At 69.9% G+C, this 16,910-nt stretch carries 14 protein-coding genes; 6 read left to right on the top strand and 8 right to left on the bottom strand.

Annotation, left to right across the window (positions count from 1 at the left end; translation table 11 throughout):
• The first annotated feature begins 18 nt into the window (after positions 1-18).
• The 3 genes from RPQ07_RS35840 to RPQ07_RS35830 are packed head-to-tail and all read left to right on the top strand — an operon-like array spanning position 19 to position 2,857.
• A complete protein-coding gene (locus RPQ07_RS35840; protein WP_313948438.1) occupies positions 19-1,068 on the top strand; it encodes an amino acid ABC transporter permease in 1,050 nt (349 codons plus the stop codon).
• Positions 1,065-1,829: an amino acid ABC transporter ATP-binding protein gene (locus RPQ07_RS35835; protein WP_313948437.1), complete on the top strand. Its 765-nt coding sequence runs from the start codon at positions 1,065-1,067 to the stop codon at positions 1,827-1,829. Before RPQ07_RS35840 ends, RPQ07_RS35835 begins: the two co-directional genes overlap by 4 nt.
• 41 nt (positions 1,830-1,870) lie before the next feature.
• Positions 1,871-2,857 (top strand): ABC transporter substrate-binding protein, encoded by a 987-nt coding sequence (locus RPQ07_RS35830; RefSeq protein ID WP_313948436.1) that lies wholly within the window; start codon positions 1,871-1,873, stop codon positions 2,855-2,857.
• A gap of 143 nt (positions 2,858-3,000) precedes the next feature.
• Here RPQ07_RS35830 and RPQ07_RS35825 read toward each other — a convergent pair whose 3' ends face one another.
• The 6 genes from RPQ07_RS35825 to RPQ07_RS35805 all read right to left on the bottom strand — a co-directional run bounded on the left by RPQ07_RS35825 (position 3,001) and on the right by RPQ07_RS35805 (position 9,149).
• On the bottom strand, positions 3,001-4,128 hold the full coding sequence (locus RPQ07_RS35825; RefSeq protein WP_313948435.1) for an LLM class flavin-dependent oxidoreductase: 1,128 nt from the start codon (positions 4,126-4,128) through the stop codon (positions 3,001-3,003).
• A gap of 16 nt (positions 4,129-4,144) precedes the next feature.
• A complete protein-coding gene (locus RPQ07_RS35820; RefSeq protein ID WP_313948434.1) occupies positions 4,145-5,266 on the bottom strand; it encodes an LLM class flavin-dependent oxidoreductase in 1,122 nt (373 codons plus the stop codon).
• On the bottom strand, positions 5,263-6,690 hold the full coding sequence (locus tag RPQ07_RS35815) for an NtaA/DmoA family FMN-dependent monooxygenase (protein ID WP_313948433.1): 1,428 nt from the start codon (positions 6,688-6,690) through the stop codon (positions 5,263-5,265). Before RPQ07_RS35815 ends, RPQ07_RS35820 begins: the two co-directional genes overlap by 4 nt.
• Before the next feature lie 21 nt (positions 6,691-6,711).
• Positions 6,712-7,908 (bottom strand): LLM class flavin-dependent oxidoreductase, encoded by a 1,197-nt coding sequence (locus RPQ07_RS35810; protein WP_313948432.1) that lies wholly within the window; start codon positions 7,906-7,908, stop codon positions 6,712-6,714.
• Between the two features lie 74 nt (positions 7,909-7,982).
• Positions 7,983-8,090, bottom strand: a complete 108-nt coding sequence (locus RPQ07_RS37865; protein WP_413777866.1) for a putative leader peptide — start codon at positions 8,088-8,090, stop codon at positions 7,983-7,985.
• 102 nt (positions 8,091-8,192) lie between these two features.
• Positions 8,193-9,149, bottom strand: coding sequence for a glutathione S-transferase C-terminal domain-containing protein (locus tag RPQ07_RS35805; protein ID WP_313948431.1), 957 nt, complete (start codon positions 9,147-9,149; stop codon positions 8,193-8,195).
• Positions 9,150-9,794: 645 nt separating this feature from the next.
• Between RPQ07_RS35805 and RPQ07_RS35800 the strand changes: the two genes are divergently transcribed.
• Both RPQ07_RS35800 and RPQ07_RS35795 read left to right on the top strand, forming a co-directional pair.
• A complete protein-coding gene (locus tag RPQ07_RS35800; protein ID WP_313948430.1) occupies positions 9,795-10,286 on the top strand; it encodes a MarR family winged helix-turn-helix transcriptional regulator in 492 nt (163 codons plus the stop codon).
• 195 nt (positions 10,287-10,481) lie between these two features.
• Complete coding sequence (locus RPQ07_RS35795) at positions 10,482-12,620, top strand: MMPL family transporter (protein ID WP_313948429.1); 2,139 nt, start codon at positions 10,482-10,484, stop codon at positions 12,618-12,620.
• Positions 12,621-12,755: 135 nt separating this feature from the next.
• Here the strand turns inward: RPQ07_RS35795 and RPQ07_RS35790 are convergent, their stop codons facing one another.
• Together RPQ07_RS35790 and RPQ07_RS35785 are read right to left on the bottom strand one after the other, a co-directional pair.
• The gene (locus RPQ07_RS35790; RefSeq protein WP_313948428.1) at positions 12,756-13,160 is read right to left on the bottom strand and encodes a nuclear transport factor 2 family protein; all 405 of its coding nucleotides are present in this window, start codon (positions 13,158-13,160) and stop codon (positions 12,756-12,758) included.
• A 140-nt stretch (positions 13,161-13,300) separates the two neighbouring features.
• Positions 13,301-14,152: a universal stress protein gene (locus tag RPQ07_RS35785; protein ID WP_313948427.1), complete on the bottom strand. Its 852-nt coding sequence runs from the start codon at positions 14,150-14,152 to the stop codon at positions 13,301-13,303.
• Between the two features lie 434 nt (positions 14,153-14,586).
• On the opposite strand from RPQ07_RS35785, the gene RPQ07_RS35780 reads away from it, so the two are divergent.
• Positions 14,587-16,698, top strand: a complete 2,112-nt coding sequence (locus RPQ07_RS35780) for a glycoside hydrolase family 27 protein (RefSeq protein ID WP_313948426.1) — start codon at positions 14,587-14,589, stop codon at positions 16,696-16,698.
• Positions 16,699-16,910: the final 212 nt, after the last annotated feature.

Genomic DNA, 16,910 nt, shown 5'->3' with positions numbered 1-16,910 from the left:
GTTGAGCAGGAAACCACGATGGGACTCACCACCGACCCCGCGCCCCCCGGCGCGACCGTCACCGGCCCAGGCGCCGGCCACCAAGCCCCGCCCGCCTCCCACGACCCGGCCACGCTGAAGGTCGTCTCCGCCCGCCACTACGCCCGCTGGGCCGCGGCCGCCGCCGTGACCGTACTGATCGCCCAGTTCGTGCACGGCCTGGTCACCAACCCGGTCTGGGAGTGGGGCGTCTTCAGCGACTACGTCCTGTCCGAGACCATCGTCCAGGCAGTGCTGGTGACCCTCCAGCTCACCGCCTACGCCACGGTGCTCGGCTTCGTCCTCGGCACCGTGCTGGCCTTCATGCGACTGTCGCGCAGTCCGGTACTGCAGACCGTGGCCTGGACCTACGTCTGGATCTTCCGGTCCATCCCGATGATCGTCCAGCTGGTGTTCTGGTTCAACCTGGGCGCCCTCTACAAGGAGCTGGGCGTCGGCATCCCTTTCGGCCCGGTCTTCTGGTCCGTGGACAGCAACAGCCTGATCGGGACGATCGGCGCCGCCCTGATCGGACTGTCGCTCCATCAGGCCGCGTACGCCGCCGAGATCGTCCGCGGAGGCGTCATCTCGGTCGACCACGGACAGCTGGAAGCCGCCGCCTCGCTCGGCATTCCCCGGCTGCGTCAGATCCGGCGGATCGTCCTGCCGCAGGCCATGCGCGCCATCCTGCCCACCGCGGGCAACGAGATCATCGGCCTGCTCAAGGGCACTTCGGTGGTGTACGTCATGGCCATCGGCGAGCTCTTCTACCAGGTGCAGGTGGTCTACGGCCGCAACGGACGGGTGATCCCCCTGCTGATGGTCGCCACGGCCTGGTACGTGGTCCTCACCTCGGTGCTCTCCGTCGCCCAGTACTACGTGGAGCGCCGCTACGCCCGCGGCGCCAACCGCACCCCGCCGCCCACCCCGTTGCAGCGCGCCCGGCGCTTCGTACGGAACCTGCGCGCCGCTGCCGCGCAACGCGGCGGACGCGTACCCGTGGGCCGGGCGGGTCTCGCCGGGCTCCGTACCACGAAGGAGAACCCATGAGCGACGTGATGGTCGACGTCCGCGGCGTCCACAAGAGCTTCGGGCCGCTGGAAGTGCTGCGTGGCGTCGACCTGCTCGTCCGCACCGGCGAGGTCACCGTGATCCTCGGGCCCTCCGGCTCGGGGAAGTCCACCCTGCTGCGCACCATCAACCACCTGGAGAAGGTCAACCGCGGCTGGATCAGCATCGACGGTGAGCTCATCGGCTACCGCCGCTCGGGCGGCAAGCTGCACGAACTCAAGGAGAAGGACGTTCTGAAGCAGCGCACCCACATCGGGTTCGTCTTCCAGAACTTCCATCTGTTCCCCCACCTCACCGTGCTGGACAACATCGTCGAGGCCCCGGTCTCCGCGTTGCGCCGCCCACGCAGGGAAGCGGAGAAGACGGCCCGCCGGCTGCTGGAACGGGTCGGGCTGTCCGACAAGGCCGAGACCTATCCGCGGCAGCTGTCCGGAGGGCAGCAGCAGCGCGTGGCCATCGCCCGTGCGCTCGCCCTCGAACCCAAGGTGCTCCTCTTCGACGAGCCCACTTCGGCGCTCGACCCGGAGCTGGTCGGCGAAGTCCTCGACGTCATCAAGGACCTGGCCCGCACCGGTACCACCATGATCGTCGTGACCCATGAGATCGGCTTCGCCCGCGAGGTCGCCGACACCGTGGTGTTCATGGACGCCGGAGTCGTCGTGGAGCAGGGGCCTCCCGCGACCGTCCTGGACGACCCGCAGCACGCGCGCACCCGCGCCTTCCTCTCCAAGGTCCTCTGACCGACCGCCATCCCGTCCCGCTTTCCCGAAGGAGAACACCCGTGCCCACTCGCCGCTCCGCCGCAGCCGTCATCGGACTCGCCGCCGCACTCGTCCTCAGCGCCTGCGCCAACCCCACCGACGGCGGTACGACCGACGTCGCGAACCCCGGCGACGCGTCTGGCGGCACCACCACGAAGATCAACAACAGCCCGGACCAGAAACGCGTCACCACGGACAAGGTCGGCGCCATAGCCGCACAGGTGCCCGGGGAGATCCGCAAGAGAGGCACGCTGAGGATCGTCGGATCCGCCGACAGTTCGCCACCACTGGGCTTCTACGCGACCGATGACAAGACCCGCATCGGCGCTGAGCTCGACATCGCCCACCTGGTCTCGAACGTCCTCGGTCTCAAGCCCGACTACACCCCGGTCTCCTGGGAGAACATCTTCGTCGGCCTGGACAGCGCCAAGTACGACGTGGCCTTCAGCAACGTCACCGTCACCGAGGAGCGCAAGGAGAAGTACGACTTCGCCACCTACCGCAAGGACGATCTCGCCTTCCAGGCGAAGAAGGGCAGCGGACTCAAGATCGCCGGCTACAAGGACGTCGCGGGCAGGACGGTCGCCGTGGACAGCGGCACCAACCAGGAGAAGATTCTGGTGGATTGGAGCAAGCAGGCCGAGCGGGCGGGCCTCGAACCGGTGGACATCAAGTACTACAAGGCACCGTCCGACACCTACCTCGCCCTCGAGTCCGGGCGCATCGAGCTGTTCCTCGGGCCCAACCCGACCGCGGCCTACCATGTCGCGTCGGCCGGCAAGACCGAGATCGCCGGCACCCACTCCGGCGCCGGCGCCACGCTCCAGGGCCTGATCGCGGCCACCGCCAAGAAGGACAGGGGCCTGGCAGAGCCACTGGCCGCCGCGCTCAACGAGGTCATCGGCAACGGCACATACGCCGCGGTGCTGAAGCGCTGGGGCCTGTCGAGCGAAGCCGTGACGAAGTCGGAGATCAACCCGCCCGGCCTGCCGAGGACCGGCCAGTAGAGGACGGGGTGCGGAGGCCATGAGGGCCTCCGCACCCTGGGCCGGTAGGACGGCCCGGACGACATGGACCGGCTCGGACCGCAGCTCAGGCTGTCGGTGCCCGGCTCCTGACGTCGACAGCGCCACGTCGAGGCCCGTACGGCTCAACGGCGTTGCCACTCCTCCGCGAGGAGTCGGTAGGAGCGCACCCGGTCGGCGTGGTCGTGGGTGATGGTGGTGATGATCAGCTCGTCGGCGCCGGTGGCTTCCTGCAGTTGCTCGAGCTGGTCGGCGACGCGCCCCGGGGAGCCGACGAACTGGGTGTCGACACGGTCGGCGACGAGTGCCCGGTCCGCTTCGCTCCAAGCCTGAGCGCGGGCCTGCTCCGGGGTCGGATAGGGAATGGCGCCCTCGGCCGTGCGGATGCTGCGAACCCACGGCCCGTAGCCGGTGGCCAGTTCCCGAGCTGTGTGGTCGTCCTCGGCGACGACAACGTCGGCGGAGACGCTGACAAAGGGCTTGTCCAGATGGTCCGATGGCAGGAAAGCGGCACGATAGCCCTCGGCGGCCTCCAGCACGGTGGCCGGGCTGACGTGGTAATTGGCCGCGAAACGCAAGCCGTTGCGCCCTGCGACGCCGGCACTCTCTCCGCCACTGCTGCCGAGGATCCACACCTGCACCTCAGCGCCCTCGCCGGGGATCGCATGCGCTTCGATCCCGTCCGCGGAACGGTACTCGCCGCGCAGGAGCGCGAGTATGTCGTCGACCTGCTCACCGTAGTCCTGGGGTCGGGCGCCGGGCTGGTGCAGGAGCTGCTGTTGGAGCAGGAAACGGGGTGAACCGATCAGGTGCTCGAAGGAGAAACGTGGCGGAATCCTCAGCCCGTTGGGCGCGCGGCCGTCGAGGACGGGGATCGTGGTCGTACGAGGGCCTGCGGTCTGCCCGGAGGGACGTCCTCCCGAACGGCCGAGGCCCAGGTCGAGTCGCCCGGGGTGCAGGGCGTCGATCAGTCCGAACTCCTCGACCGTGGAAAGTGCGGTGCGATGACCGAGCTGTACGGCCCCGGAGCCGATCCTGATCGTGGAGGTCGCCGAGGCGGTCAGGGCCAGGACGACGGCGGGCGATGTCCCGGCAACGCCAGGGTTGAGGTGGTGCTCGGCGAACCAGTAGCGGGTGTAGTCGAACCGCTCGGCCTGCTGGGCGAGGTCGATGGTGTTGCGCAGCGCTTCCGCGGCGGTGGAGCCGGACGGGATCGGGACGAGGTCGAGAACTGCGAGAGGGATGCCGGCCATGGTCGGGTGTTGCTCCTCAGCGGTCGGTGGGCGCGTGTGCCGATGCGGGCACGGATACCGGCCCAGGGCCGAGTTCGGGACCGGCGATGACCGGAGCCCAAGGAAACGGCGGGTCGGGGATGTCCCGTCGGAGGACGGGGGCGATGTCGGACTGGAAGAGCTCGAGTGACGCACGGTGCTGGGCGTGGGTGAGACCGCCCGCGTCGGCGTGCAGGTGGAGGACGCTGTGTCCGAACTGCTCGTGGTAGCGGTGCACCTTGTCGATCACCTGCTGGGGGCTGCCGATCAGGGCCGAGCTCCGTTCGACGAAGTCCTCCAGGGTGGCGAACACCGGCTCGGCGCCCAGCCGCTTCTGGAGGGCGAGATGGCCGTCGAACACCGGCCGGTACGCGGCGACGGCCTCCTGTGAGGTACGGGCCGCGTAGTAGCCGGCCGTTCCCGCGCCCACCACGGCCCGAACCGGGTCGTGGCCGTAGTGCTCCCACCGCTGTCGGTAGTGGCGGATCAGTTCGGCGTAGGGCTCGATCGGGTGCGTGACGTTGGCCGAGAAGAGCGGATCGCCGTATCGGGCCGCGAGATCGACCGACTCCCTGCTGGTCGCACTGCCGTGCCAGACCCGGATGGGCTGCTGGAGCGGTCTCGGCCACACCTCGGCGTCGGTCAGCTCGGGGCGGAAGCGTGGGGAGGCGTTCACCTTGTCCTGCCGCCAGATGCGGCGGAACAGCTCATAGCTCTCGGCGTTGCGGTCCCACTGGTCTACGGGAGTGACATGGAACAGCTCGCGCTGGGCCGCGCCGTTGCCCTTGCCGATGATCAGGTCGAGCCGGCCCGCGCTCACGTGGTCCAGGGTCGCGTAGTCCTCGTACGCGCGTACCGGGTCGAGCAGGCTGAGCGTGGTGACGGCGGTGAACAGGCGGATGCGGGAGGTGAGCGCGGCGATATGGCTCAGCACGACCGGTGGTGAGGAGGAGATGAAGGGCCGCTCGTGGCGCTCGCCGACGCCGAAGCCGTCGAATCCGAGTTCCTCGGCCAGGAGCGCGTTGTCGATCACTTCGCGGAAGCGCTCGTTGGTGGACTTCTGGATGCCGGTCACCGGATCGGGCGCGTGCACGATGAGCGTGATGGCCAGGAACTTCATGACGCGGCCCGCCGCCTCCGCGCCTCCGCGCCGGCATCGGGGTGTGCCAGGCCGAGGTGGTCTCGCAGCGTGGTGCCCGTGTAGTCGTCGCGGAACACACCGCGCTCCTGGAGCAGCGGGACGACGGTGTCGGCGAAGTCGTCCAGGCCGCCCGGGGTGATGTGCGGAACCAGGATGAAGCCGTCGGCGGCGTCCGCCTGGACGAAGGCGTCGATCGTCTCGGCGACGGTGGCCGGGGAGCCGATGAACGACTGACGGCCGGTGGTCTCGATGACCAGTTCACGGATCGACAGATTCTCCGCCGCCGCCCGCTCGCGCCACTGCTTGGCGACGGCGAGCGGGTCACGGAACATCCGCACGCTTGCCCGGCCGAGGGCGACGGTGTTCTCGCCGGGCTCCGGGTCGATGTCGGGCAGCGGGCCGTCCGGGTCGTAGCCGGACAGGTCCCGGTTCCAGACATGTTCGAGGTATGCGATCGCGGTCCGGCCGCTGACCTGCTGAAGGCGCACTTCGTGGGCCAGTTCTCGCGCCTGGGCATCCGTGTCGCCGAGCACGAAGGTCGCCGCGGGCAGGATCAGCAGTTGATCGTGGGTTCGGCCGTGGCGGGCGAGACGTCCCTTGACGTCCGCGTAGAACTCACGGCCGGCATCCAGGGTGCTGTGCCGGCTGAAGATGGCGTCGGCGCTGGAGGCGGCGAACTCGCGGCCTTCGTCGGAGTCGCCGGCCTGGAAGATCACCGGGCGGCCCTGAGGGCTGCGCGGGACGTTGAACCGGCCGGCGATGTCGAAGTGGTCTCCTCGGTGGACGAAAGCTCCGGCCGCCGCGTCCTTCAGGAAGGTGCCGGATTCCTGGTCGGCGACGATGTCGCCGCCGTGCCAGGAGTCGAACAGTTCCGTGGCGGTGGCCAGGAACTCTTCGGCCCTGGCATAGCGCTGGTCCTGCGGGAGGAAGCCTCCGCGCCGGAAGTTCTCGCCGGTGAAGGCGTCCCAGGAGGTGACGACGTTCCAGGCGGCGCGTCCGCCCGACAGGTGGTCCAGGCCGGCGAACTGACGGGCCACCTCGTAGGGCTCGTTGAAGGTGGAGTTGATGGTGCCGGTCAGGCCGATGCGTTCGGTGACGGCTGCGAGTGCGGCAAGGACGGTGAACGTGTCGGGGCGCCCGACCACGTCCAAGTCGTGTATGTGGCCGCCCTGTTCTCGCAGTCGTAGCCCTTCGGCGAGGAAGAGGAAGTCGAACTTGGCGCGTTCGGCGGTCCGTGCGAAGTGCGCGAACGAACTGAACTCGATGTGGCTGCCTGCCCGCGGGTCGCTCCACACCGTGGTGTTGTTCACGCCGGGGAAGTGGGCCGCGAGGTGGATCTGTTTCAAGGGCTTGCCCGTGGCCGCCTTGCTCGTGGCCGGGCTGCCCGCGAGGGGATTGCTCATGGTCGTACGACTCCTCCGGCTTCAGGCAGTGGCGTAGCGGTTGGCGGGGCGTACGAGTCCGAGGAGCCCGCGCAGGGTGTCCGCCTCGTAGGTGCGCCGGAAGGCGCCTCGGCGTTGGAGTTCGGGCACAAGGCGCCGGGTGATCTGCTGGAGGTCGTGGCCGATCACCCCGGGCCGCAGCCGGAAGCCGCTCAGGCCGGCCCGGCGCCGTTCCAGCAGCAGGTCCGCCAGTTGCCCGGGTGTCCCCGTGAATATCTCGGCGTCGCTCGTGTACGGATAGCCGGCCAGGCCGTCCAGACGGGCTCTGCGGTCCCGCGCCGCTGCCGGATCGTCGTCCAGGAACACGACCAGGTCACCGAATATGTGCAGCGGCTCGCCGGCCCGCCCTGCCTCGGCCTGGGCGGCGCGGATCTCGGCGACCTGGGCGCGGGCCTGGCCGGTGTCGTGCGGGGTGATGTAGCCGATGTCCGCCGAGCGGCCCACCAGTTGATAGGGCACGCTCTGGTGCGCGAGGGCGCTCACGACGGGCTGTCCCTGCGGCGGCCGGGGAGTGATCGAGGGGCCTCTGACACGGAAGTGCCTGCCCTCGAAGTCGATGTAGTGCAGCTCGTCGCGGTCGATGAAGCGACCTGTGGCGACGTCGCGGATCTCCGCGTCGTCCTCCCAGCTGTCCCACAGGCGGCGCACCACCTCGACGTAGTCGGCGGCCTCCTCGAAGAGATCGGCGATCACCTCGCGGCCCTCGGGAGTGCCCCTGTCGTCGAAACGGAGACGTGGGACGGTACGGCGGCCGAAGTGCGCGGCCTCGTTCTGCCGTGCCGACACCTGGACGCGCAGGCCCGCGCGACCGGCGCTGACGTAGTCCAGAGTGGCGATGGCCTTGGAGATGTGGAACGGCTCGGTGTGGGTGGCGACCACAGTAGGCACCAGCCCGATGTGACGCGTCAGCGGTGCCACCCGGGCGGCGACGAGCACCGCGTCCAGCCGGCCCCGCACCTGGTCGGTGCGTCCGTCCGGCTCGGTGAGGTGCGAGGACTGCAGCCCGAGCGAGTCCTCCAACGTCACGAAGTCGAGCAACCCGCGTTCGGCCTCGGTCACGAGGTCGACCCAGTAGCCGGCGGTGAACAGACGCTGAGGCCGGGCGCCCGGCTCACGCCATGCGGCCGGGTGCCAGCCGGTGCCGTCCAACGCCACGGCAAGGTGAAGAGGTGCGGACACGAGAACGGTGCCTTCCTGGTCGGCCGTATGTGATCACCAGCCCTCCCGGGGAGGGCTCAGGGGCGGGAGACAGGTCAGCGGCAACAGAGGGCGCCGGCCACCCGTTGCAGATCGATGTGGGGCCGGGAGTACAGGCGGACACAGCCGCGCGCGACAAGGACCCCGGCAGCCGGGACGAGCATGCGGGGAACGGGGAACAACACCCGTCACCTCCGCTCTTTCGGCCGCTTGGCCTGCTCGTTCCGGCACTGCCGTGCGGGCGTGGGAGCCCATGTCATCGCAGGCTAGGCGGAGCCGGACGGCCGAAGGTGGAGAGCGTATTGCGGTTCCATGAAACCGTTCGGACTCCCGTGGGAGGGCTGAGTCGAACCCTCCGCGATGTGTACCGCCCAGTCCAGGATCTGCACGGCCGCCCCTGCGGCCTCCAGTCCTCGGCAGCGGGCATGGTGCCTGCGGGCGATGCCGTCCAGGTCGAGGTGCCGGCCGAAAGCGGGGTGGGCCGCCAGGCGTCGTGCGTAGGCCCACAGGTGCGGATGGTCGGCGATGCGCTGCACGGCGGCGGCATCCAGGTGATGCCGGTGCACGGTGTCCAACTGCACCAGGGCCACCCACAGATGCACGTCGCCGGCGGTCAGGTGGTCGCCCAGGATGAAGTCCTGGTGGGCCAGCCGCCACTCGAGTGACCCCAGGAAGCGCAGCAGGGATCCCAGGGCGGTCCGACGCGCGGTGGCGTCGGCTTCGACCTGCCCGGCACGCTGGGCGGCTTCGTCGATGCGGTCCTCACAGAGGCTTTCGAGGGCATCGATCTCCGCCTCGGTGCCGTGCGGGTACAGGGCGGGCCGGCCGGGCTCATCACCGCCGAAGCGCCGAGCCAGGTCGCGCAGGATGTCCGGGGTGTGCGTGCTGACGATCCGTCCGGTCCAGGTGTCGCTCAGCACCGGTGCGACCGCGGGACCGGGGTGCCCGTGCGAACTGGCCTCGTACAAGGGGTGCAGAGCGGAGTGTCCGCCGTGGGGCCGGTCGGGAACGGCCGGCAACAGCACCACGGGGACGGTCTCCTCCAGACCGAGGAGGCTGTGCGCGACAGCGATCCGCAGACAGTGGGAGCAGGACAGCGAGAGGTGGAGGCGGTAGCGGCGTTCGGCAGCGTAGTAGCCGCTGCCGGCGTCACAGCCGATCCGGCCTCGGAACGACGGCGGGGAGGCGAGGGAAGGCACGGCGGTGCGGGGTGCGGCAGACATGATTCTCCCTGGGGCCAGGTCCGGCGGCTGATTCTCAGAGGTGCGACGGGCGGCGCGTACGGGGGGCATGGGCGCGCGACGTCGGCGCGTACCCGTACGAGGCGGAGTTGCGGTACCGGATGGGCACCGCCGGTTCAGCGCAGAGCGCTCGCCGCGCTGCAGACACGCAGGAGATCGATGTGGCGGCGGGAGGTCAGGAGGAAAGCCGTCCGGCCGGCGCGCATCGCGCGGTTGGCGGGCGACCCCGGACGCTCCATCTTTTCCCACCCATTCACTAGGGAACTCTGCTCTGGAGTGTCAGGCAGCCTGCGGGCCACGTCAATAGGGCGTTTCTCGGTCTCAGCCGATGTCTCACATGATGGACGTGGTGGCTACGTCGCCCCGGTCGACGCGGCCGGGCTGACGCCCGCGCGGGCCACGGCCCTGGCCCGCGTCGGGCTCGCGAACCACCGCACCGGGCCCCTGTCCGGCGGAGATTCGGGCAGCGACCTGCCGTGGGTGAGGGCGTTGCGGCCTTGAGGCCGGTTGAGCGTGAGAGGGGCCGCGCGGCCCTCGCTGCGCGGGACGCCGAGAACGAGAGCGCCGCACATCGCCGGTGGAACAAGCTCAGACCGGCCCTGACCGTCCGGTATATAGGCTGGCCACGTGGCAGCGACACGGAAGAAGGCGGCGCCGGCCGACGAGCAGGGCGTCCAGGGTTTCGAGCTTCAGGCATTCGCGGTGCAACTGCGGCGCCTGACGGGCGAAATCAACAGGTTCGCCCACGAGTTCGCCGCGCATCAAGGCCTGCACGCCACGGACGTCCAGGCTCTCGGCGCGATCATGGACGCGCCGTCTCCGCTGACCCCCGGCCGCCTGGGCGAGCATCTCGGCCTCACCTCCGGCGCGGTGACCGCTTGCCTCGACCGGCTCGAGCGGGCCGGCCACATTCGCCGGGTCCGGGAGAGTCCGGACCGGCGCGTCGTGCACCTGCACTACCTGCCTGAAGCCCGAACGACGGCGCGGGCGCACTTCCTCCCCCTGGCCCAGGCGACCGCGCGGGCCCAGGAAGGCTTCACCCCCGACGAACTGCTCAGCACCCTGCGCCTCCTCCGCGCCGTGAGCGACGAGCTCGAAAGCCTGAACAAGAGGCACTGACCCCACTCCCCCTCGGCGCTGCCGGGCAGTCGGAGCTTCCAGCCGAAATAGCCCACCGGCACCCGCATCCGGATCGGCCCGGCCGACGGAAGTCTGTGGCGAGCCCTTCCCTGCCAAGGGTTCACCTCAAATATACCTTGATGATTGAGATACATTACGGTTGAAGGATCTTCGCCGTCCGAATCTGGGAGTGCCATGCTCAGCTCCACCCGGCTCGCGCGCTGGCTCGTGCCTGTCGTCCTGCTCGTCGCCTGGCTCGGCGTGGGCGGAGGGCTGGGTCCGTACGCGGGAAAGCTCGGCGACGTCGCGACCAACGACCGGGCCGCCTTCCTCCCGCAGAACGCGGAATCCACCAAGGTCATCGAGGCCCAGAAGGCGTTCCGGGAGGACGAGACACTCCCCGCCATCGTCGTCTGGACGTCACAGGGCGGTGGGCGGGTGAACGCAGAGCAGCAGGCCGCCGCCACCGAGGCCCTCGCGGACCTCGACGGTGCGTCCGGCACCGCAGGACGCTCCTCCCCCGCCCTGCTGTCGAAGGACGGGCAAGCCCTCCAGGGCATCGTCCAGTTGAAGCCCGACCTCGGCGAGGAACTGCCTGTCGTACTCGACAAGGTGAGAGAGGCAGTGTCCACCGTGCCCGGCACGACGGCGCAGTTGGCCGGGCCCGCGGCAAGCCAGGCCGATCTGTCCGACGCGTTCGCCGGGATCGATGGCCTGCTGCTCGGCGTCGCCCTGGTCACCGTGCTGATCATTCTGCTGCTCGTCTACCGCAGCGTGCTCCTGCCACTCGTGATCATCATCAGCGCGGTCCTCGCTCTCGCCCTGGCGTGCGCAGTGGTGTACGCGCTCGCCGACCGCGACGTCGTCCGCGTCGACGGCCAGGTCCAGGGCATCCTCTCCATCCTCGTCATCGGAGCGGCCACCGACTACGCCCTGCTGCTCACGGCCCGCTTTCGCGAAGAACTCGCCCGGCACGGCGACCGGATGACGTCGATGCGTGCCGCACTGCGGCAGTCGGCCGGGCCGGTCGTCGCCAGCGCCGCCACCGTCGCCCTCGGTCTGATCGCGCTGCTCCTGAGCGATCTCACGAACAACCGCGCCCTCGGGCCGGTCGGCGCCATCGGCATCGTCTGCGCCGTACTGAGCTCCCTGACCTTCCTCCCCGCCGTACTCGTTCTCCTCGGCCGCAGCGCCTACTGGCCGGCGCGCCCCAGGCCCGCGGACACGGACAACGACACCCAGGGAAGCAAGGGAATCTGGCACAGGATCGCGGCACTCGTCGACAGAGCACCACGCAAGGTCTGGGCCGTCACGCTCGCCGGCCTGCTCGCCTGCGCCGCGTTCGCGCCCACGCTGAGTGCCAAGGGCGTCCCCCTCGACGAAATCTTCGTCAACGACGCGCCCTCGGTGGCCGCTCAGAACACGCTGAGCAAGCATTTCCCCGGCGGGTCGGGCAACCCCGCCGTCATCATCACCGACGCCGACCGGCTGGGTGGGACCCTCCAGGCAGCGCAGCGGACCGAAGGCATCGCCTCCGTCGTGCCGGTCACCGCATCCGGACGTCCCGGCCGAGGAGAGCCGCTGGTCGTGGACGGCAAGGTGCTCGTCAACGCGACGCTCGAAGAGGCAGCCGACAGCGACGCCGCAAAGGACGCCGTGTCCCGGCTGCGCGAAGCCGTGCACGCCGTACCCGGATCCGATGCGCTCGTCGGCGGTTACACCGCCCAGCAGTACGACACACAGAAGACGTCGGAACGGGACCGGATGGTGATCGTGCCCGTCGTGCTCGCGATCATCCTGCTGATCCTCGTCGGCCTGCTGCGATCGCTGCTCATGCCAGTACTCCTGGTGGCCACCGTGGCGCTCAACTTCCTTGCCACACTGGGCGTTTCGGCGCTCGTCTTCCAGGGGCTGCTCGGCTTCTCGGGAACCGACGCCTCAGTGCCGCTCTACGGCTTCGTCTTCCTCGTCGCGCTCGGCGTGGACTACAACATCTTCCTGATGTCACGGGTGCGCGAGGAGTCCCTCCGTCACGGCACCCGGGAAGGCGTGCTGCGCGGACTGACGGCCACCGGAGGGGTCATCACATCGGCAGGAGTCGTCCTCGCGGCCACGTTCGCGGCCCTCGGCGTCATCCCGCTCGCCTTCCTCGTCCAGATCGCGTTCATCGTGGCCTTCGGCGTTCTGCTCGACACCCTCGTCGTGAGATCCCTCCTGGTCCCCGCCCTGGTCCGGGACATCGGACCGACGGCCTGGTGGCCCGGTGTCCTCAGCCGGCGCAAGGACGAACCGGAACCGCCCGTCGCAGCGGAAGCCGCCTCATCCGCAAGGTGAGTCTGATGACCCGTGCCGGGCGCCGGAACAGCCTCGCGTTCCGACGCCCGAGAGCTGGATCCCGGAGCGCCGGTACGCCGTCCCGGCCCTGGCGCCAGGACGACGCTCTCTTCAGGGCGCCGGCCGTATCGCCCTCTAGTCGTCGAGGGAGGCCTTGGCCACGGCGTAGGTGTCCTCGTAGAGGTGGTAGCGGGTGATCCGCCCGTCCTGGACCGTGGTGTGCAGCGCGAACGCCGTGTCGATGTCCCGGCCCGTCGCCTTGACCTCGGAGACCATGTGCCCGATGAGCACCACGTCGTCGCCCTCCGCGATGACATGGCGCAGCTCGAACTCCTTCGCTTCCACGTGGGTTTGCAGCAGGTCGAAGAACGTCCGCATGCCCTCCCGCGAGTCGACCTCAGGTAGCCACGGAATGCCCGGCGGGTGCGGGATGGAGAACGACACGGAGTCGGCGAACAGCGCCGCCGCCTCCGCACTCTTCCCCTCGGCGAGCAGCGGGAACAAACGTTGCACGGTCTGCGCCGGTGACTCTGCTGTCATGCATGCAGACATTACCGTCGAATACGGGCCTCATGCCCGTCACCTCGTCGAACGGCGGCGACGTGCTCAGTTGGTCGCCCAACGGGGCCGAGGTGCCGAGATCTGCGAGAACACCGTTCGACAGGGGCGAGGGACCTCCGTCAGCCGTGCGGCACGACCGCCACAGGGCAGGAGGCGTGGTGGATGACGGCGTGGGTGACCGATCCGATATGGGAGCCCTTGGCCGCCCGGCGCCTGCCGACGACCACCAGACGCGCGTCCGAGGCAGCCGCTACCAGGTGCTCGGCTGCTCGCCCGGAAGCGGACACCTCGGATACCTCCACCGCCGGGAACGTGTCCCGGAACGGGCTCACCGCGCTCGTGAGCGCCAACGCCATGTCCGCCTCGTCAGCTGCTCTGCGGTGGTGGAGGAACGGGAGGTGCCATGTGTGGACGATCTCCAGTGGAACACTGTGCCGCCCGGCGAAGTCGAAAGCGAACTCCAGGAGTTCACTCTTCACCTCACTCACATCGAGGCCGAGAACCACCTTCTGGTGATTACTGCCGTCAGCGGCCCCGGACGCGCCCTCTCCGTACCCCGGGCGCACCAGCACCACGGGGCGCTTCGCCTCCGCGACGACCTCCTGCCCCACCGAACCGACGATGAAGCCGCGGACGCCGCCGAGCCCGTGGGACCCCACGACCAGCCATTCCGCCTCCGAGGCGGCAGCCAGAAGCACCTGGGTGGGGGCGTCCTCGATCTTCTGCGCGGTCATGGCGAGGTCCGGCTTCCGGGCCCGGATACGCTGCTCGGTCGCGGCGAGAACCCCTTCCGCCTCGGTGCGACGGTCCTCGTGCGACACCTTCATCGCCCCCAACTGGTGCTGCGCCCAGCGCGTGCCGTACACCAGCCGCAGGGCGGTCCCGCGCAGCGCCGCCTCGTCAGCGGCCCAGTCCACCGCCGCGACACTTCCTTCGGAGCCGTCCACTCCAACGGTGATGGGTCGGGACATGCCGCTCTCCTCGCCTCGGGTCGCGCTTCAGGGCCGTCACGATGGCTGCCCATGGGCATCCGGCCGACAGGCACCTGATCGGGAACCTACCGAGCCGCCGCACCGCTGCCGCCCACTGTGTCCGACCACGCTGCCGAAGTGCCCCGTCTGGCGCATCGACTCGACGGCGGCGTGCGGTCCGGATCGGCGGAGGGGGCGTTGGCGGTACACACCGTGCAGGGGCCTGAGCAGGTGGCGAGGCCGCCGACAACGTCCCGTGAGCGATGGCCGCGTCACCCCGAGATCCCGTTTTTAAGTTAATTAGCAATTAATATTGACAGGCTTCAGGGGCCTGGGCACAGTTTCCGCCTGGCACCGACCCTCGGTACGACCCGAGCGGGGTGCCCCATACCCCCAACTCTCGGGAGACTTCAGTGGCTTCGCATCGTGCAGAGATGGCGCGCGTGCGGCGGACCGTGGCGGTGCTCGGCGCCGTGGTACTGGTCGGATCGGCCGTTCCCACGGCACACGCCGCGGACGACCAGGGCGCGCCGCAGTACTACGACAGCGGCCTCGCCCCCACGCCGTACATGGGCTGGAACACCTACTACGGGCTCGGCGCCCCGACGGAGGACGAGGTCAGGAAGGTCGCCGACCACCTCGTCAGCAGCGGGTTGCGCGACAGCGGCTACAACATCGTCTGGCTGGACGGCGGTTGGCAGGCCGACCAGCCGCGCGACCCGGAGACGGGGCGGCTCGTCGCCCACCCCGCACGCTTCCCCTCCGGAATCCCGGCGCTCGTGACGTACCTTCACAAGCGCGGCCTCAAGGCCGGCATCTACACCGACGCGGGCGAGTACGACGGCGGCAAGTGGTGCGGGCTCGGCAGCCGCGGCCACTACGCGCAGGACGCACGCCAGTTCGCCGGCTGGAAGGTGGACGCCATCAAGGTGGACTTCCTCTGCGGCATCGGCGCCGGACTCGACCCGGGCCCGGCCTTCAAGGAGTTCAGCGACGCCGTCGCCAAGTCCGGCCGGAAGATGCTGCTCAACCTGTGCAACCCGCTCACCGACGACTGGGGCATGCCCCACACGCCCGAGCAGGACGCGCACAACACCTACGTCTACGGTCCGACGACCGGAGACTCCTGGCGCACCGGCACCGACATCGCCTGGGGCACCCCGACGGCGGGCGAGTGGCCCAACATCCTGCGCAACATGGATGCCAACGCCTGGCACCCCGAGGCCCAGGGCCCCGGCCACTGGAACGACCCGGACTATCTCATCCCGATGCGCAAACTCGCCGACGGCGGCTACGAGCTCAACCAGGAGGAGTCCACCACCCAGTTCGTGATGTGGGCCGAGATGGCCTCGCCGCTGGTGCTCGGCAGTGACCCGCGCACCCTGTCGCGGTCCATGCTCGACACCCTGCGCAACCCCGAGATCATCGCCGTCAACCAGGACCCGCTGGGCATCCAGGGTGCCCGGGTTGCCACCGACTCCGCGGGCGACGTCTACAGCAAGGTCCTCCAGGGCGCGGGCAAGCGGGCGGTCGTCCTGCTCAACCGCTCCGATGAGACACAGGACCGCACCGTGACCTTCGCGGACGCCGGCCTGGCGGGCAAGGTCGCCGTCCGTGACCTGCGGGCCCGCACATCGCGCGGCACCTTCACCGGTTCGTACACCGTACGTGTCCCCGCCCATGGCACCGCGTTCCTCAAGCTGACCGGCACCGACGACGCCCCGGGCACGCAGGTGCCCGGCCGTTCCTCGGCGAGCCCGGCCCTGACGCGCGACGGCGACACCCTGACCGCGTTCACCCGCGGCACGGACGGCAGCCTGCGCGCCCAGACCGCCAAGGCCGGCGACTGGTCCAAGGCCCGGACCACCGATCTGGGCGGCCCGACGCACGGACGCATCCTCGGCCAGCCCGCCGCGTACGCCTCCGCGGGCGGACGGATCGACGTGTTCGTACGGGGCACCGACAACAGCGCCTACCGTCGCGTCTTCACGAACGGGCACTGGGGCCGCTGGCAGAGCCTGGGCGGCACGTTGACGGACGCGCCGACCGTGGCCTTCGCGGGTCCGGACGACTGGACGCTCTTCGCCCGCGGCGCGGACGGCAAGCTGGCGTCGCGCGGCCCGGCCGCCGGCTGGTCCCAGCTGGGTGCACCGCAGGACAAGGCCTTCTACGGCCGTCCGTCGGGTGTCGTCGACGACGAGGGCAGGCTGCACGTGGCCGTCCGCACCCCCGACGACGCCGCCTGGACGCGGGCCCGCGACGCCTCCGGCACCTGGTCGGACTGGACGGCCCTCGGCGGCACGCTCAGTGGCAGCCCGACGCTGGTGGCCTCCGGCGGCACCGTGCACCTGTACGCCCGCGCCGGTGACTACACGCTCTGGACCCGCAGTTGGACCGCGGCCGGCGGCTGGGCCGGCTGGAGCAAGGACAACGACTTCGTCAGCGGTGCCTTCGACGGTGCGCTCGGTGCCGTGGCCGGGCCCGATGGCGCGGTGCTGGCCGCCTTCCGTGGTGTGGACGGGCGCGTCCACCAGACCGGGCTCTGAGCCCCGCACCGATCCGCTCCACCCGGTACCACCTGCGTCGATCCGTACCGGGACACCACGCTCGGCCCGGCATCGCCGTGCAGTGACAGCTGTGCCCCGGGGCCTTGCCCGGCCCTGGGGCACAGCCCCTGAAGAATAAATTAGTAATTAATCTTGACGGTCCTTCCGGCTCTGCGCCAAGCTGTGCCTGCCGCGCCCGGAGCCGGGCCGTC

The sequence above is a fragment of the Streptomyces sp. AM8-1-1 genome (assembly GCF_032229325.1).
GTDB lineage: Bacteria > Actinomycetota > Actinomycetes > Streptomycetales > Streptomycetaceae > Streptomyces > Streptomyces achmelvichensis.
Note: the sequence above shows the minus strand (reverse complement) of the source record. Positions and strands in the feature narration are given on the sequence as shown.

Coding starts and splice junctions, on each gene's coding strand:
- RPQ07_RS35840 (WP_313948438.1), top strand. CDS start 19: ATGGGACTCACCACCGACCCCGCGCCCCCCGGCGCGACCGTCACCGGC.
- RPQ07_RS35835 (WP_313948437.1), top strand. CDS start 1,065: ATGAGCGACGTGATGGTCGACGTCCGCGGCGTCCACAAGAGCTTCGGG.
- RPQ07_RS35825 (WP_313948435.1), bottom strand. CDS start 4,128: ATGGCCGGCATCCCTCTCGCAGTTCTCGACCTCGTCCCGATCCCGTCC.
- RPQ07_RS35820 (WP_313948434.1), bottom strand. CDS start 5,266: ATGAAGTTCCTGGCCATCACGCTCATCGTGCACGCGCCCGATCCGGTG.
- RPQ07_RS35815 (WP_313948433.1), bottom strand. CDS start 6,690: ATGAGCAATCCCCTCGCGGGCAGCCCGGCCACGAGCAAGGCGGCCACG.
- RPQ07_RS37865 (WP_413777866.1), bottom strand. CDS start 8,090: ATGCTCGTCCCGGCTGCCGGGGTCCTTGTCGCGCGCGGCTGTGTCCGC.
- RPQ07_RS35805 (WP_313948431.1), bottom strand. CDS start 9,149: ATGTCTGCCGCACCCCGCACCGCCGTGCCTTCCCTCGCCTCCCCGCCG.
- RPQ07_RS35795 (WP_313948429.1), top strand. CDS start 10,482: ATGCTCAGCTCCACCCGGCTCGCGCGCTGGCTCGTGCCTGTCGTCCTG.
- RPQ07_RS35790 (WP_313948428.1), bottom strand. CDS start 13,160: ATGACAGCAGAGTCACCGGCGCAGACCGTGCAACGTTTGTTCCCGCTG.
- RPQ07_RS35785 (WP_313948427.1), bottom strand. CDS start 14,152: ATGTCCCGACCCATCACCGTTGGAGTGGACGGCTCCGAAGGAAGTGTC.
- RPQ07_RS35780 (WP_313948426.1), top strand. CDS start 14,587: ATGGCGCGCGTGCGGCGGACCGTGGCGGTGCTCGGCGCCGTGGTACTG.